This is a genomic window from Sorangium sp. So ce448, from assembly GCF_051520915.1.
GTDB classification, from domain to species: Bacteria; Myxococcota_A; Polyangia; order Polyangiales; family Polyangiaceae; genus Sorangium; species Sorangium cellulosum_B.
In genome coordinates this window covers 287910-302825 of record NZ_CP150343.1, presented here as the reverse complement: position 1 = coordinate 302825, position 14916 = coordinate 287910, and the positions used below count along the sequence as shown (strand labels likewise).

At 72.6% G+C, this 14916-nt stretch carries 11 protein-coding genes; 7 read left to right on the top strand and 4 right to left on the bottom strand.

Going from position 1 to position 14916, the window contains the following annotated elements:
* Window positions 1-100 precede the first annotated feature (100 nt).
* Window positions 101-1972 carry an FG-GAP repeat domain-containing protein gene (locus WMF45_RS01225; protein WP_437715148.1) on the top strand — a complete coding sequence of 624 codons (1872 nt, stop codon included), beginning with the start codon at window positions 101-103 and terminating at the stop codon, window positions 1970-1972.
* Between the two features lie 391 nt (window positions 1973-2363).
* Here the strand turns inward: WMF45_RS01225 and WMF45_RS01220 are convergent, their stop codons facing one another.
* The 4 genes from WMF45_RS01220 to WMF45_RS01205 all read right to left on the bottom strand — a co-directional run bounded on the left by WMF45_RS01220 (window position 2364) and on the right by WMF45_RS01205 (window position 8325).
* The gene (locus WMF45_RS01220; protein ID WP_437715147.1) at window positions 2364-5285 is read right to left on the bottom strand and encodes a protein kinase domain-containing protein; all 2922 of its coding nucleotides are present in this window, start codon (window positions 5283-5285) and stop codon (window positions 2364-2366) included.
* 34 nt (window positions 5286-5319) lie between these two features.
* Window positions 5320-7170, bottom strand: a complete 1851-nt coding sequence (locus WMF45_RS01215) for a hypothetical protein (protein ID WP_437715146.1) — start codon at window positions 7168-7170, stop codon at window positions 5320-5322.
* 499 nt (window positions 7171-7669) lie between these two features.
* A complete protein-coding gene (locus WMF45_RS01210; RefSeq protein ID WP_437297291.1) occupies window positions 7670-8071 on the bottom strand; it encodes a type II toxin-antitoxin system VapC family toxin in 402 nt (133 codons plus the stop codon).
* Complete coding sequence (locus WMF45_RS01205; protein WP_437715145.1) at window positions 8059-8325, bottom strand: hypothetical protein; 267 nt, start codon at window positions 8323-8325, stop codon at window positions 8059-8061. Before WMF45_RS01205 ends, WMF45_RS01210 begins: the two co-directional genes overlap by 13 nt.
* Window positions 8326-8982: 657 nt before the next feature.
* Between WMF45_RS01205 and cobM the strand changes: the two genes are divergently transcribed.
* Genes cobM through WMF45_RS01175 form a run of 6 tightly spaced genes read left to right on the top strand, consistent with a single transcriptional unit; the run spans window position 8983 to window position 14908 of the window.
* Complete coding sequence (cobM, locus tag WMF45_RS01200) at window positions 8983-9777, top strand: precorrin-4 C(11)-methyltransferase (RefSeq protein WP_437715144.1); 795 nt, start codon at window positions 8983-8985, stop codon at window positions 9775-9777.
* Complete coding sequence (gene cobO / locus WMF45_RS01195) at window positions 9774-10346, top strand: cob(I)yrinic acid a,c-diamide adenosyltransferase (protein WP_437715143.1); 573 nt, start codon at window positions 9774-9776, stop codon at window positions 10344-10346. The genes cobM and cobO overlap by 4 nt, the downstream gene beginning before the upstream one ends.
* Window positions 10346-11833, top strand: a complete 1488-nt coding sequence (locus WMF45_RS01190; RefSeq protein WP_437715142.1) for a cobyrinate a,c-diamide synthase — start codon at window positions 10346-10348, stop codon at window positions 11831-11833. The genes cobO and WMF45_RS01190 overlap by 1 nt, the downstream gene beginning before the upstream one ends.
* Window positions 11830-12423: a bifunctional adenosylcobinamide kinase/adenosylcobinamide-phosphate guanylyltransferase gene (gene cobU, locus WMF45_RS01185; protein ID WP_437715141.1), complete on the top strand. Its 594-nt coding sequence runs from the start codon at window positions 11830-11832 to the stop codon at window positions 12421-12423. The genes WMF45_RS01190 and cobU overlap by 4 nt, the downstream gene beginning before the upstream one ends.
* On the top strand, window positions 12420-13358 hold the full coding sequence (gene cbiB, locus WMF45_RS01180) for an adenosylcobinamide-phosphate synthase CbiB (protein ID WP_437715140.1): 939 nt from the start codon (window positions 12420-12422) through the stop codon (window positions 13356-13358). The genes cobU and cbiB overlap by 4 nt, the downstream gene beginning before the upstream one ends.
* Window positions 13355-14908: a cobyric acid synthase gene (locus tag WMF45_RS01175; RefSeq protein ID WP_437715139.1), complete on the top strand. Its 1554-nt coding sequence runs from the start codon at window positions 13355-13357 to the stop codon at window positions 14906-14908. Before cbiB ends, WMF45_RS01175 begins: the two co-directional genes overlap by 4 nt.
* Window positions 14909-14916: the final 8 nt, after the last annotated feature.

Here is a 14916-nt window from a genome sequence, read left to right as displayed (position 1 = left end):
GATCTGGCAGCTCGTGCGCGACAACGTCCTGCGCTGCCTGTAGTCTCGACCGGATCGCTTTTCCCGCGGCGGCCGCGGGCCTGACGATCGGAGGTCGAACGTGAAACGGTCTTTCCTCGCCCTCGCGGCGGCGTTGCTCGCGGTGGGCTGCTCGGCGAAGTCGAGGACGTTCTCCGGCGAAGAGCCCCAGGGCTCCGGCGGGAACGACGGCGGGGGCAGAAACGACGGCGGCGGAGGGAACGACGGCGGCGGCGGCGCGGGCGCCGGCGGCGGGCCGCTGTGTGTCGGCGTGGACTGCAGCCACCTCGACGGCGGCTGCATGCGCGGCGTGTGCATCGAGGGCGAATGCTTCGCCCAGCCGCGGCGAGCGGGGACCGAGTGCGCGGCCGCGGCCGGCGAGTGCGACGCGGCCGACACGTGCGACGGCGCGGGCGAGTGCGTCGCGAACCGGGCGCCGGAAGGCACGGCGTGCACGGGGTGCCCGAGCGGGGCGTGCGGCGGCTGCGCGATGGGGGTGTGCGCCGATGGGCCCGCGGTCACCTGCGGCCTCCGCTTCGCCGACGTGACCGCCGCCTCGGGCCTCCCGGCGACGACAGGCAGCTCGGTCGTCGCGTGGCTCGATGTCGAGAACGACGGCGACCTCGACGTGTTCCTGCGCGGCAGCGGCCTGTACATCAACAACGGCGCCGGCGTGTTCACGGAGGGCGCCGCCGCGCGCGGCATCAGGGATATCGGCACCACCTCCGAGCACTACCCGGTGATCGCCGCCGACTTCGACAACGACGGCGACATGGACATCTTCGTCGCCAACGACACCCGCTACGGCACGATCCCGAACCGGCTCTATCGCAACGACGGCAGCGGCACGTTCATGAACGTCGCGCTCTCGGCCAACCTCGAGCTCACGGCGACGACGCCCGGCCCGGCGGTGTGGGTCGATCACGATCGCGACAACGATCTCGATCTGTTCTTCGGCTCGGAGTTCGGCACGTCCGGCATGTTCCGGAACGACGGGGCCCTGCCGTTCGCGGATGACAGCGCGCGCTTCAGCACCTTCCTCCAGGCCGACAGCGCGGCGTGGGCCGATCCCGACGCCGACGGCGATCTCGACCTCTACATGGCCACCGGCTCGACCGGAGACGGTAACCGCTTCTTCCGCTTCACATCGCCGAGCTGGGCGGACGTCGCGACATCGGCGGGGCTCGAGGACGCGCCGACGGCCAGCTCCCGCTGGGGCGGCGCGACCTGGATCGATATCGACGCCGACGGCGACCTCGATCTCCTCTCGGTGCGCGACGGGGACGCGGACGATCTGCTCTATTACAATGCCGGCGCGGGCGCGCCGTTCTCCCGCGCCATGGCGGAGAGCGTCGGGCTCGGAGACGGAGCGTTCATGAGCGCGAGCGTATGGGCCGACTGGGATCAGGACGGCGACCTCGACGCGTACGCGGGCGGCACGCTCTACCGCAACGACGCGGGCAGGTTCGCGGCCGCCGGCGCCTCGCTCGGGATCACCGCGCAGCAGGTCGGCTCGTTCGCGGACGTCGACGGCGACGGCGACCTCGACCTCCTCACAACGAGCTTCGGGGCAACGGCGCTCTACCGCCGCGACGTGACCGGAATGCCTTGCCGCGCGCCGGGCTACGCGGTCGTCCGCGTGCTCACCGATCGCGACGGCAATGCGACCGACGCGAACGTGAGGGAAGATCGCGACGCGATCGGCGCGCGCGTCGACGTGGACCTCGACGGCGACGGCGACTTCCGCGCGGGCGGCTATACAGGGGCCGATCGCGTGGCGACCTACCTCGTGGGCGCCGGCCAGTGGGGCAACCGGCAGCAGAGCCAGCTCCCGCTGATCATCGGGATGGGGGCCGCGGCGTCGGTCGATATCCGCGTGACGTTCCCCGACGGCTCCGTGGTGACACGCAACGATGTCACATCGGGCGCGCGCATCACCATCAACGATGTCTGACGAGGGTGGTGAGCGAGATAGGCGCGATCTGAGGTGGCGGGTGGACCCGTGGAGGCCGGTCTGCGCGGTGCTTACCTGGTAGCGGTCTCCGGTGGGGCGGTCAGGCGGCCATGTACACGATGAATGCTCGACACCGTTGCGGCGCTCGTCGGCGGCGAGGTCCCCGTCAAGCTGGCGCGCTGACGAGCGCGAGCTCTGGACATGACCGTGGACGGCGAACTCCGCACGTCACGAAGCCCACCAGGGATCCGCATCGCGAGCGGAGAGAGAATTCAACGCAAAGACGCCAAGGCGCGAAGGCGCAACGGCACACAAATCTATTCTTTTTTTGCGTCTTTGCGTCTTTGCGCCTTTGCGTTAAATTCTCTTTCAGCTCCCCTGGCTGCCGGAACTAACGCCGCGCCCGCAGCGCGCCGAGCCGCGCCCGCGCCTGCTCCGCGGAGATGGATCGCGGGCGCGCCTTGCCCCAGCGCTCGAGGACAGCCTCGTACGCCGCAGCGGCGCCGCGCAGATCGCCTGTCGCCTCCAGCGCCATGCCCAGATAAAGCCGCGCCTCCGTTGTCGAGAACGGGTCGGCCAGGGCCGCGCACGAGCGCGCCACGCGCGTCAGCGGCCCGATCGCCTCCTGCCCCTTCCCCGCGAGCGCGTACACCTTGCCGATGTGCAGATCGAGCAGGAGCCACCGGCCGCTCTCCGACGGGAGCGGCTGGTCGAGCGGCATCGTCTTGAACGCCGCCGCCGCGTCGGCCGCGGTCTCCACGCCGGCGGCGTAGGCCTCGGTCCAGAGCAGCCAGCGGTGCTCCGGCTTGATCTCCTGCGCCGCGGCGCGCCACTTCGACTGGACCCGCTCCACCCACGCCGAGCGCGCCGCGTCGTACGCCTCCTGCGTCATCGACCCGGCCCGGAGGCTGTATGGCAAGAACGCGATGGTCCAGTCGGCCGTGGTCGCAGGCTCGGACCAGGCGCTCATCCGGCGGAGGAAATCGTCCGCCACACGCCCGGCCTCCCGCGGCAAACCCATCTCACGGTAGAGCTCCGCCAGCCTGAGGGCCGGGCTCGCGTGCGCGTCCTGATCGTTCCTGCCGGCGACCTCCCGCTGCCACGCGCGGGCGTGCTCGACCGCCAGCTCGAAATCGCCGTCCAGGACCGCGAGCGAGATCCGATCGAGCAGCTCCTTCGCCCTTCGCTCCCCCTCGGGGACCGCCGCCCACCCCTGCTCCAGCGCCACGAGCACGCTCTCGCGCGGCGCGCCCCGCGCGTGGAGCGCCAGCGCCAGGTGCCTGTGCGCCGGCGCCGCCTTCGGATCGATCGAGAGCCAGCGGCGCGCGTGCTCCTCGACTTGCTGGCAATCGCCCTGGCGATGGAGAAGGCGAACCCGGTTCGCGAGGCAGAGCGTCGCGCCGGGAGCCGTCTCGGCGCACGCCTGGTAGGCGGCGAGCTCCGCCGCGACATCCCCCTTCATCCCGAGCGACTCTCCCTTGGACCCCCACGCGAGCACGTGGCTCCGGTCCAGGGCGAGCGCCCGATCGTAGGCCTCGATGGCGGCGTCGAACCGGAGCTGCGCGAACCTCGCCGCGCCCAGGTACACGAGGAGCTCCGAGTCGGCCGGGAACCTCGCGACCGCGGCCTCGAGCCGCCGCTCCCATGCGACGGCGTCGGAGGGCTGGCGCACGTACGGCTCGGCCGCGTCGAGCAGCGCCATGTCGCGCTCGCCGAGGGCGGCCCGGTGCCGGAGCGCGAGCTGGAAGTGCTCGCGCGCCACGGCCGGCCTCTGTCGAAACGTCCAGATCGCCACGCGCAGGTGGCCGGCGCCGAGGCCACGATCCAGCGCCACGGCGCGCTCCATCGAGCGCGCCGCCACGTCCGGCGCGCCGTCACGGTAGGCCTGCAGCGCCTCCTGGTAGAGCGCCGCGGCCTCCGGGTTGCTCGAGGCGGGGCGCGGCGGCTCCGGGGCGGCGACTGCCGCGCTGCTCGGCCGGGGCGACGGCTCCGGGGGACGCCGGAGCACCGCGACCGTGGCGCCTGCGATCGCCGAGGCCGCGAGCGCGAGCGCGACGAGCCCGCGCCGACCCGGCCGCGCGCGCTCGTCGCGTGCGGTCCGCACAACGACGGCCTCGCCCGACGAAGCCCCGGCCCCATGGTCCGGCCGCGGCGCAGGCTCCGCACCAGCGGCCGCGGACGGCGCGCCATCGGGGCGCAGCGACGCCGGGTCGGTCCGGTGCGGCACGGTCGGCTCGAAGCCGATCCCCGCGGGCGTGCCCGCGTGCTCGGCGCCTGGCGCAGGGACGCCCCGCGCGTTCCCGCTCTCGACTCGCGTCTCGGCCTCTCGCGCCGCGGGCGCGGCCGACGAGCGCGGCGGGAGGCTGGGCAGCTCGCCCTCGAGCCCCTCGGCGGCGATCAGCGCGCGCCAGAACGCGCCGGCGTCGGGGTACCGGTCGCGCGGGGAGACGCTGAGCGCCCGCGAGAGCACGCGCTCGACAGCGTCCGGCGCCGAGACGCCGCGCGCCCGCAGCGTGGGGCGCAGCGCGGGATCGACGACCACCGAATAGAGCTCGACGATCCCCTCCCCCTCCAGGGCCCGAGCGCCCGTCACGAGCTCCACGAAGACGAGCGCGAGCGCGAAGACATCGGTCCATGGCCCCGTCGCGCCCCGCTGCTTGTCGAACTGCTCCGGAGCGCCGTAGCGGGGCGTGAACACCGACGGCCCCTCCGCGGTGCTCGCGAGCGCCGCGGTGCGCGAGCGCTGATCGCCGATGATCTTGGCGATGCCGAAATCGAGGACCTTGAGCGTCCTCGCGCCCCCCGCCTCGGCGAGGAAGAGGTTCTCCGGCTTGACGTCGCGGTGGGCGATGTTCTGCTCGTGCGCCACCGCGAGGGCGCGCACCGCGGGGTCGAGCAGGAGGATCGCCTCGCGACGGGACAGGGCGCCGCCGCCTCCGGCGCGCAGGCGCTCGAGGTGGCCGGCGAGCGTCTCGCCGTCCAGCCACTCGAGCACCAGATAGGGCACGCGGCCGCCCTCCTGGGTCGTGAAGGCGCCGATGTCGAGCGCCTGGACGATGCCGGGCGAGAGGCGCGAGAGCTGGAGCAAAAGCCGCCCCTCGTCGCGCAGCCGTCGAACGAAATCCTGCTGCGCCTCGGGCGATAGCTCGTCGGGAAGCTTGAGGCACTTGATCGCGACGGGCGCGTCGAACCCCTCGTGCACGCCGCGATAGACGACGCCGAACCCGCCGGCGCCCACGGCGGAGAGGACACGGTATTTGCCGTCGATCGTGGTCCCGCAGAGCCGAAATACGTCGCGCTGGGCGCCGGACATCGGCGGAAGTATACGCCATCTCCGGAGGACAGACTCAGGGCGACTCGGGCTTCGCCATGGCGGCCCGGAGCCGGCCGCAGGCCTCGACGAACCCGGTCGAGAGGATCTGGTCGAGGTGCCAGAAGTTCCTCTGCCGCTCGTGCTCGTAGAACCGGGCGATCGTCACCAGGAGCAGGTCGACGCACAGCGCCGGGTCGCGCCAGGCGAGCTCCGTCCGCGGCCCGCTCCGCGACCCGCTCCGCGGCCCGCCCGCGCACGACGCCGCGAGCGTCCGCTCGAGCACCGCGGCGACCTGCGCGAGCTGCAGCACCATCCGGCGGCACGCGCTCGCGCGGATCCCTCCGCCCCTGGCAGCCACCGGCCGCAGCGTGTCGTCGAACGCCGTCGCGAACTCGCGCCACAGCAGCGCGCCCGCCTGATCCACCGCCTCCTTGAGCCCTGCCGCCGGAACGCGCGGCGAGAGCGCGTCGACGAGGCGGGCGCGCGCCCCCTCGTCCTCGGCCAGCGCGCGGTACGGCTTCGACCAGCGGGCGACCTGGCGGCGAACGTCGCCCACCGTCAGATCGAGCTTGAGCCCCGTGATGGGGAGGAGCGACGCGTCCGGCAGCTTCAGGGAGGGCCTGTGCCAGGCGTACTTGCTCTCCATGAAATCGGCGAGCATCTCGGCGATACCGTTGCTCGCGGCCACCTGGAGTCGCGCCCTGATGTCGGCTTCTGCGAAGCGGAGCAGCGCCGCCTCGTCGAGCTCGGTGCGGCCCCCGCGCTCGATGAAGGCCGAGGCGATGCCGGGGCCGACCGCGCCGGGAAACACGGTGTCGAGCGCGAGGGGCTCCTCGAGCCGCGGCAGCACCGCGTACTCCCACTCGAACTCGGCCAGCGCCTCCTGCCACGCATGGCCCCAGGCGTCATGGACCACGTAGTCCTCGACCTCCGGCGTCCGGAGGACCATCACCATGGTGGCCAGCGTCTGTGTGACGACCTCCGTCGGGACGGAGGCCGCGTCCGCGAGGGAGCGCGCGAGCGCCGGATCGATGGCCGCGCGATCGAAGTAGCCGAACGCAGGAAAGCGCGCCGTCGCCGCGGTGTTGGTGTCGTCGCATCGGGCGATGAAGGCGGAGATGGCGCGCCGCTCCTCCTCCGGGCGCTCGTCCCAGCCGGGCACCTCGAGCCGCGGCGCCTCGCCGGAGCCCGCCGCGCCGGGCGAGCCGGTCGCCGGCGCCGACGCGCGGATGCACAGGAAGATCGCCGTCGACGTCATGAGCAGATCCACGTCGCCCGGGCGCCACGGCAACGGGCCGTAGATCGCGCTCATGAGCTCGGCGCACGCGGCGGGCGACGCGCCCCCCTTCGCGGCGAGCTGCGAGGCGATCTCCTTCGTGATCGCGTGCTTCACCGCGAGGTTGGAAGTCATATGATCCATCGCGGCCTCGACCTGCGCGAGCTCCGCCTCGTCCCACGCGAGCGCCTCTCGCAGCGCCTGCCGGACGCGCGGGATCCCCTCGCTGCCCGCCGGTAGATCGAGCGGGAAATCGAGGAGCGGGCGCGACGCGACCGTATCGATGAGCGGCGCGGAGCTGCTGCCGGCGAACCGGAGCCAGAGCAGCACCGCCTCGGTGAACCAGGCCCGGAACGACGCGCTCGCCGCGTGGAACTCGTCCGGGGTCGGCTCGCTCAGGGCGTCGATGCCGCGCATCAGCCGCTCGCGAAGATCGCGCCCCCTCGCCTCCCGCTCCTCGCGGGTGCCCCTCGTCGCGTCCTGCAGCTCCTCGATGTCGGCGAGCAGATCGAGCGTGGGTCCCCACGCGGCCGGGAGCGTCGGCTCGAAGAGGGCTGCCGCGCACAGGATGGGCGCCGAGGGCTGAGACCCGGTGTTCTTCTCGTCCATGGCTTTTCCTTGAAGAGGGGTGCGATCTCCCATCGCATCACAGGCGCATGCCCCGAAGCAAGGCCCCGGACCAGCACGCCCCGGCGAGAAGACGGGAGCCTTCCGGCACACATCGCAGGTTCGTGTCCTCGGGCCTGCGATGTGTCTCTCGGGCCCCTCGCGCCGGGCGCACGGGCTCCACCATGAACGCTGGCGTCCGCTTCGGGACCGCTCTAACACTACTGCGGGAAGTCGGAGGGGGAAGCGAACCGCCATGGCGCCAAGGGCGCCAAGAAACCAGGGACATGAGAGGGAAAAATGCCGGGACGGCACTCCTTCTTCGCCCTTGGCGACCTTGGCGCCATGGCGGTTTTTCTGCCGATCCGGGGCAACTTTCCGCAGTAGTGCTAATTTCGCGCGCCCGCGGTCCCTTCCGGGCTCGCCGGCGCACGAAGCGCACCGAAGTATTGATCTCTCGTAAGCGACGAGAGCACTGGATTCATTGGCGGGAGCCGGGTGCTCACCAGTGGAGTACCCTCAGTCCAGGTATTCGTGGGAAGCTGCGGTCGTCTCGGGTTGCCACATCATACCCGACTGCGAGCGCCGTCGCCGCAATCAAGAGGTCGTGCGCACCGACAGGCGAGCCCTTCGCCGCGAGTTCAGCAGAAAGGCGAGCGTGCACGCGTGCGACCACGAGATCGAACGGAATCAACGACAAGTCGGCGAGCAACCGCTCGACGAACGCCTCTCGCCGGGCGCGTTGCGAAGCTTCCACCGCTCGGTGAACCCCGTGCAAGAGCTCCGATGCGGTGATCGTCGCGATGGCTACCGGTTCGTCCCCGTGATCACGAAGCACGCGCTCGAGGTCCAGCTTCCCACGCTCGGCCGCGATGAGCACGCTGGAGTCGATCAGCGCTCCCACGGGGTCTCCGGCAGCATCGGCTGGTTCCGTGCGACCTCCTCGACGGCGTCGAAATAACCATCGTCCGGGCGCGGCGCGGTTTCCAGCAGTCGAACGAGGTCCCGGACCGTGCGCCGCGCGGGAACGATGGGTTCGATCCGGCAGATCGGTTCACCTTCGCACTCGACGACAAAGACGTCCCCATGCGAACGGACGCGCTCGAGTACGTCCGGAAACGTCTCCGTGGCCTCAGCTGCTGAAATGTAGGACGCCATGCGGCTCATGGTACCCGGTCCGGCCCATCTGACAATCCGCCAGGCGCTGCCTTTCTCTTCGATGGCTGCGCCCACGCATGCACGGGACCTGGCGGTGGGCCGAGGCCCCGCTGAAGCGCGGCGGCGGAAGGGGTGGACGCGGCGCGTGGCGCCGCGAGGCGTCGCGTGGAGCGAGGGTCGGCGCAGCGTCAGCACCCGCCGTTTGTTGGGCGGCACGGTGGCGGTTTACAAGCTTGGTCGGAATCAAAGCTCGAGCGTTTTATTGGGGAGGTCCTTGCCACGCTTCTGGATCGCATCCTCGTCCCAGGTATCGTGCTCATGAAGCTGCTGGTCGATCGGCAGCAATGATGCACTCATGAGTGCAAGCTTTTTGTCTGCGTACGCAACGCCTCTGCGGCTGCCGCATCGGCTACCGAAAGCCTTCGCCCGCCCGACGTCACCACGAGCTTTCGGCAGCCCGCGGAGCCTTCCTGCACGCTCCAGAGCACCATTTTTCGCGGAGTTGGCAAGCGCCGACCAGGCTCCGGTCAGTTTCCTCGAGGCTCCGCCTCGGCGGCTCTGTCCCACCCCCTAGCGCCCGCCTCGCGATCGCTCTAGCTTCGCGCGCCCGCGGTCCCTTCCGGGATCGCCGGCGCACGAAGCAAGGAAAGAACCCCCATGCGCGTCTACATCATCGGCGCCGGCCCGGGCGATCCCGGGCTCATCACGGTCCGCGGCGCCGAGCTCGTCGCTCGCTGCCCTGTCGTCATGTACACGGGCTCGCTCGTCCCCCGGGAGATCGTGGCGTCCGCGCGCCCGGACGCCCGGGTCATCGACTCCTCCGGCATGACCCTCGACCAGATCGTGGACGTCTTCGTCGAGGCCAGGGACGCGGGGCACGACGTGGCGCGCGTTCACACGGGCGATCCCGTCCTCTTCGGGTCGACGGCCGAGCAGATGCGCCGGATGGATGCGCTCGGGATCCCGTACGAGATCATCCCCGGCGTCTCGTCCTTCACCGCGGCGGCCGCTGCGCTCGGGCGCGAGCTCACGCTGCCCGAGCTCTCGCAGACCGTCATCCTGACGCGCGCCGAGGGGCGCACGCCGGTGCCGCCCGCCGAGCGGCTCGAGGAGCTCGCCCGCCACCAGGCGACCCTGTGCCTGTTCCTGAGCATCACCCTGCTCAAGGACGTTGCCGCGGCGCTCATCCCGGCCTACGGCGCGGATTGCCCGGTCGCGGTGGTGCACAAGGCGAGCTGCCCCGATCAGAAGATCGTGAGAGGCACGCTCGCCGACATCCGGGACAAGGTGCGGGCCGAGGGCATCAAGAGCCAGTCGATGATCCTGGTCGGCCGGGTGCTCACGTCCACCGATTTCGCCGACTCGCGGCTCTATGATCCGGATTTCAGCCACCGCTTCCGCAAGGCCGAGAAGAAGCTCCTCGTCCCTGGCACGACCGAGGAGGAGTCGTGAGCGCGGAGGAGAGCGCCGGGTCGGGCGCGGCGGGCGCCGCGGCGACCGCCGGTCGAAACGGGCTCGTCATCGTCTATACGGGCCACGGCAAGGGCAAGACGACGGCCGCGCTCGGCATGGTGTTCCGCGCGCTCGGCCGGGGCATGCGCGTCGCTGTGGTGCAGTTCATCAAGGGCAAGTGGAAGACGGGAGAGCGGCTGTTCGCCGAGACGCTCCCCAACCTGACGTTCCTCGTCATGGGGCGCGGCTTCACCTGGGAGAGCGACGATCTCTCGCGCGACAAGGCGGCGGCGCGCGCGGCCTTCCAGGAGGCCGCGGCGCTCATCGCGGGCGGCGAGCAGGACATCGTGGTGCTCGACGAGATCACGTATGCGCTCCATTACGGCTTCATCGCCGAGGACGAGCTGCTCGCGGCGCTGCGCGCGAGGCCCGCGCACGTGCACGTCGTGATCACCGGCAGGAACGCGCCCGACGCGCTCCTCGCGCTCGCCGATCTGGTGACGGAGATGAGATCGGTGAAGCACCCGTTCGAGCAGGGGCAAAAGGCCCAGATGGGAGTCGATTTCTGATGTCCCGGGCCATCCCCCGGCTCGTCGTCGCCGGCACGGCGAGCGGCGTCGGCAAGACGACCGCCACGGTGGCGATCGCGCGCGCGCTCCGCGCCCGCGGCCTCCAGGTCGCGCTGTTCAAGTGCGGTCCCGACTACCTGGATCCGACGTACCACGCGCGCGCCGTGGCCGGGACATCGCACAACCTCGACGGCTGGATGATGGGCCGGGAAGCGGTCCTGTCGACGTTCGCGGCGGAGACCGCCGGCGCCGACGTCGCGCTGATCGAGGGGGTGATGGGCCTGTTCGACGGGGCGAGCCCGACCGGGGAGGAGGGCTCGACCGCCGAGATCGCGAAATGGCTCGAGGCGCCGGTCGCGCTCGTCGTCGACGCGTCCGGGATGGCCCGCAGCGTCGCGGCGCTCGTCCAGGGCTTCGCGGGCTTCGATCCGGCGCTGCGCGTCGCCGCTGTCGTGTGCAACCAGGTCGGCAGCCGCGGCCACCTCGACATCCTCCGGCAGGCGCAGGCGCAGGTGAACCGGTCGCTGCCGGTCCTCGGCGGCCTGCCGCGGGACGAGGCGCAGCGCTTCCCCGAGCGCCACCTCGGCCTGCGCACGGCCGACGAGGCCGCGCTCCCCGAGGAGCGCCTCGACCACTGGGGCGCGCAGGCCGAGGCGTGGATCGGGCTCGACGCGCTGCTCGAGATCGCGCGCGCGGCGCCGCCCTTGCCGGCGGCCGGCGCGGCCGCGACGCCCGGCGCCGCCACCGCCGGCGCGCAGCGCGGCCGGGCGCGCATCGGCCTGGCGTTCGACGAGGCCTTCCACTTCTACTACGCGGACAACCTGCGCCGCCTCGAAGCCGCCGGGGCCGAGCTCGTGCGGTTCTCGCCGATCCACGATGCGCGCTTGCCCGACGTCGACGCGCTCTACCTCGGGGGCGGCTACCCCGAGGTGCACGCGGAGCGCCTGGCCGCGAACGCCGCGCTCCGCGGCGAGATCCGCGCGTTCGCCGGCCGTGGGGGCCCGATCTACGCCGAGTGCGGCGGGCTCATGTACCTGACCGAGGCGATCCGCACGCTGGACGGGCGCGCGCACCCCATGGTCGGGCTCGTGCCCGCGGAGGCCGCGATGTGCGAGAAGCTGCAGGCGCTCGGGTACGTGGAGGTCGAGACGCAGGCGCGCACGCTCCTGGGCGGCGCGGGGCTCCGCTTCCGCGGGCACCAGTTCCGCTACTCCGAGCTCCGCCCGTCGCAGCGCGCTGTGCCGGTCGAGCCGTCCGCGGCGCCGGCGCCGGCCGAGCAGCCGCCGTCGCCGTCCACACAGGCGCCCTTGCCGATCGAGCACGCCTACTCCGTGCGGCGCCGGCGCGGCGGGCAGGTCAGCCGCGAGGGGTACCGGACAGCGAGCGTCCTCGCCTCGTACGTGCACGCGCACTGGGCCTCGAACCCGCTCGTCCCCGAGGGGCTCGTCGCGAGCGCCGCCGCGCACCGGAAGGAGCGCGCGCGATGAGCGGCCCGGGCACGGCGCCGCGCCGGGTCGCGCTCATCGGCGGCGGCGTGCGCTCCGGCAAGAGCGCGTTCGCGCTCTCCCTCGCGCGCTCGCTCGGCGAGCGCCGCGCCTTCATCGCGACCGCCGAGCCGTTCGACGACGAGATGAGGGCGCGCATCGACGCGCACGTCCGCGAGCGAGGCGGCGCGTTCCTCACCGTGGAGGAGCCGATCGCGCTCCCCGAGCGCATCGCCTCGCTCTCCGGCGTCGACGTCGTCGTCGTCGACTGCCTCACGCTCTGGCTCTCGAACCTGCTGCTCCGCGACGAGACCGAGGGCCGCGCGCTCGGGCCCATCGAGGAGCGCATCGAGGCGCTCGCCGCCGCCGTCGAGTCGGCGGCGCCGCACGTCGTCCTCGTCTCGAACGAGGTCGGCATGGGCGTGGTCCCGGAGAGCCGGCTCGGCCGGGCGTTCCGCGACCTCGCGGGGCGCGCGCACCAGCGGCTCGGCCGCTCGGCCAGCGAGCTCTACGTGGCCGTGATGGGCGCGATCCTGCGCCTGCGCCCCGGCCCTGTCGCGCTCGTCGACGGCGGCGGCGAGGACGCGCAATGACGGCCGCCGCCGCGCTGCTCGTCGCTGTCGCGTTCGACCTCGCCTGCGGCGAGCCCCCTTCCGCCATCCACCCCGTCGTGTGGATGGGCTCCGCGATCCAGGCCCTGAAGCGCGCCGCGCCCACGGGCGGCCGCGTTGCGGAGCTCCTCTTCGGCGCGCTCATGGCCCTCGCCGTCCCCTGCCTCTTCGCCGCGCTCGGCGCCGGCGTCGCGGCGCTGCTCGCCCCGCACCCCGTCCTCGCGCTCGCTTTGTCAGGTCTCTTGCTGAAGCCCACCTTCGCGCTCCGCGCGCTCCGCGACGCGGCCTTCGGCGTGCGCGACGCCCTCGCGGCGGGCGACGTCACCGGGGCCCGCGGCGCGCTGCGGAGCCTCTGCAGCCGCGACCCGTCCGAGCTCGACGAGCCCGCGCTGGTCGCCGCGTCGGTCGAGTCGGTCGCGGAGAACGCGTCGGACAGCTTCGTCGCGCCGCTCTTCTATTTCGCCCTCTTCGGGCTCCCGGGCGCGCTCTTCTACCGCGCGGTGAACACGCTCGACGCGATGGTCGGCTACCACGGCCGCTACGAGTACCTCGGCAAGGCCTCGGCGCGGCTCGACGACGCGCTGAACTTCGTTCCGGCGCGGCTCACCGCGCTCCTCCTGCTCGCCGCCGGGTGGCTCCGCGGCGCCGACGCGCGCCGCGGCCTCGCCGTGCTCCTGCGCGACGGCGGCCTCACCGAGAGCCCGAACGCCGGCCGTCCCATGGCCGCGATGGCCGGGCTGCTCCGGGTCGAGCTCGAGAAGCGCGGCCACTACCGCCTCGGCGACGCGGTGGAGCCGCTCCGGCGGGGGCTCATCGACGAGGCCTGCCGGATCGTGCTGCTCGCGGCGCTGCTCTTCGCCGGGCTCGCGGCGGCCCTCCTGGCGGCGGCGTCCTTTGGACAGGAGCTCTTCCGATGACGGCGCTCACGGTGATGGTTCAGGGCACGGCGTCCTCGGTCGGCAAGAGCCTGCTCTGCGCGGCGCTCTGCCGCATCTTCCAGCGGCGGGGCCTCCGGGTCGCGCCGTTCAAGTCGCAGAACATGGCGCTGAACTCGTTCGCGACCCTGGACGGCGGCGAGATCGGGAGGGCGCAGGCGGTGCAGGCCGAGGCGGCGCGCGTCGCGCCGACGGTCGACATGAACCCTGTGCTGCTCAAGCCCGAGGGCGACTCCCGCTCCCAGGTGATCGTGCTCGGCAAGCCGATCGGCAGCCTGCACGCGCGCGACTACTTCGCGTACCGGGGAGAGCTGAAGGACATCATCGCCCGCTCGCTCGGGCGGCTGCGCGAGGCGCACGACGTCGTGGTGATCGAGGGGGCGGGCAGCCCCGCGGAGATCAACCTGAAGGACCGCGACATCGTGAACATGCACGTCGCGCGCGTCGCCGACGCGCCGGTGCTGCTCGCCGGCGACATCGACCGAGGCGGCGTGTTCGCCGCGCTGGTCGGGACGATGGCGCTGCTCGAGCCCGACGAGCGCGCGCGCGTGGCCGCGTTTGTGATCAACAAGTTCCGCGGCGACCTCAAGCTGCTGGAGCCGGGGCTCGACATGCTGACGGCGCGGACGGGCGTCCCGGTGCTCGGCGTGGTGCCTTACCTGAAGCAGCTGCGCATCGCGGACGAGGACTCGGTGTCGCTGGAGGGCCGGCGGCGCCGGGGGCCCGCGGGCCCGGGGCAGCTCGACATCGCGGTGGTCCGGCTGCCGCGGATATCGAATTACGACGACGTGGAGCCGCTGGAGCACGAGCCCGGCGTGGTGGTGCGGTTCATCGAGCGGCCGGACGAGATCGGCCATGCGGACCTCGTGCTGCTCCCCGGGACGAAGAGCACGATGGCCGATCTCGCGTGGCTGCGCGCGAGCGGCCTCGCGGAGGCGGTCGCGGCGCGCGCCCGGCAGGGCGGCTGGACGCTCGGGATCTGCGGCGGCTGCCAGATGCTCGGCGGGGCGATCGAGGATCCGGAAGGCGTCGAGTCGGCCGAGCCGGCGGCGCGGGGCCTCGGGCTGCTCGATGTGTGGACGCGGTTCGAGCGGACCAAGACGGTGGCGCAGGTGCGGGCGCGGCTCGCGGGCCGCTCGTTCCTGGGGGCGGCGAGCGCTGGAGAGGCCGAGAGCGAGGGCGCGGGAGAGCTGACCGGCTACGAGATCCACATGGGCCGCGTGGAGCGGGTGGGCGGCGCGGCCGCGGCGTTCGCGATCGGGTCGCGGGGTGGCAAGGCCGAGCCGGCGCTCGATGGGGCCGTATCGGCGGACGGCGCCGTGGTGGGCACGATGATCCACGGGATCCTCGACAACGACGGGCTCAGGCGGTCGCTCCTCGCGGCGCTGCGCGAGCGGCGGGGGCTCCCCAGGGTCGCGGGGGAGCCGGCGATACCGAGCCGACACGAGGAGTACGACCGGCTCGCCACGGCGGTGGAGGCGAACCTCGACCGGGCGCTGCTCGACCGCATCGTGGGGCTCGACCGGCGCTGAGCGGCGCC

What these genes read in the sequence shown, in the direction of transcription:
- cobM (WP_437715144.1), top strand. Translation starts at nt 8,983, where the DNA reads ATGCGCGTCTACATCATCGGCGCCGGCCCGGGCGATCCCGGGCTCATC.
- WMF45_RS01190 (WP_437715142.1), top strand. Translation starts at nt 10,346, where the DNA reads ATGTCCCGGGCCATCCCCCGGCTCGTCGTCGCCGGCACGGCGAGCGGC.
- cbiB (WP_437715140.1), top strand. Translation starts at nt 12,420, where the DNA reads ATGACGGCCGCCGCCGCGCTGCTCGTCGCTGTCGCGTTCGACCTCGCC.
- WMF45_RS01215 (WP_437715146.1), bottom strand. Translation starts at nt 7,170, where the DNA reads ATGGACGAGAAGAACACCGGGTCTCAGCCCTCGGCGCCCATCCTGTGC.
- WMF45_RS01205 (WP_437715145.1), bottom strand. Translation starts at nt 8,325, where the DNA reads ATGGCGTCCTACATTTCAGCAGCTGAGGCCACGGAGACGTTTCCGGAC.
- cobU (WP_437715141.1), top strand. Translation starts at nt 11,830, where the DNA reads ATGAGCGGCCCGGGCACGGCGCCGCGCCGGGTCGCGCTCATCGGCGGC.
- WMF45_RS01220 (WP_437715147.1), bottom strand. Translation starts at nt 5,285, where the DNA reads ATGTCCGGCGCCCAGCGCGACGTATTTCGGCTCTGCGGGACCACGATC.
- WMF45_RS01175 (WP_437715139.1), top strand. Translation starts at nt 13,355, where the DNA reads ATGACGGCGCTCACGGTGATGGTTCAGGGCACGGCGTCCTCGGTCGGC.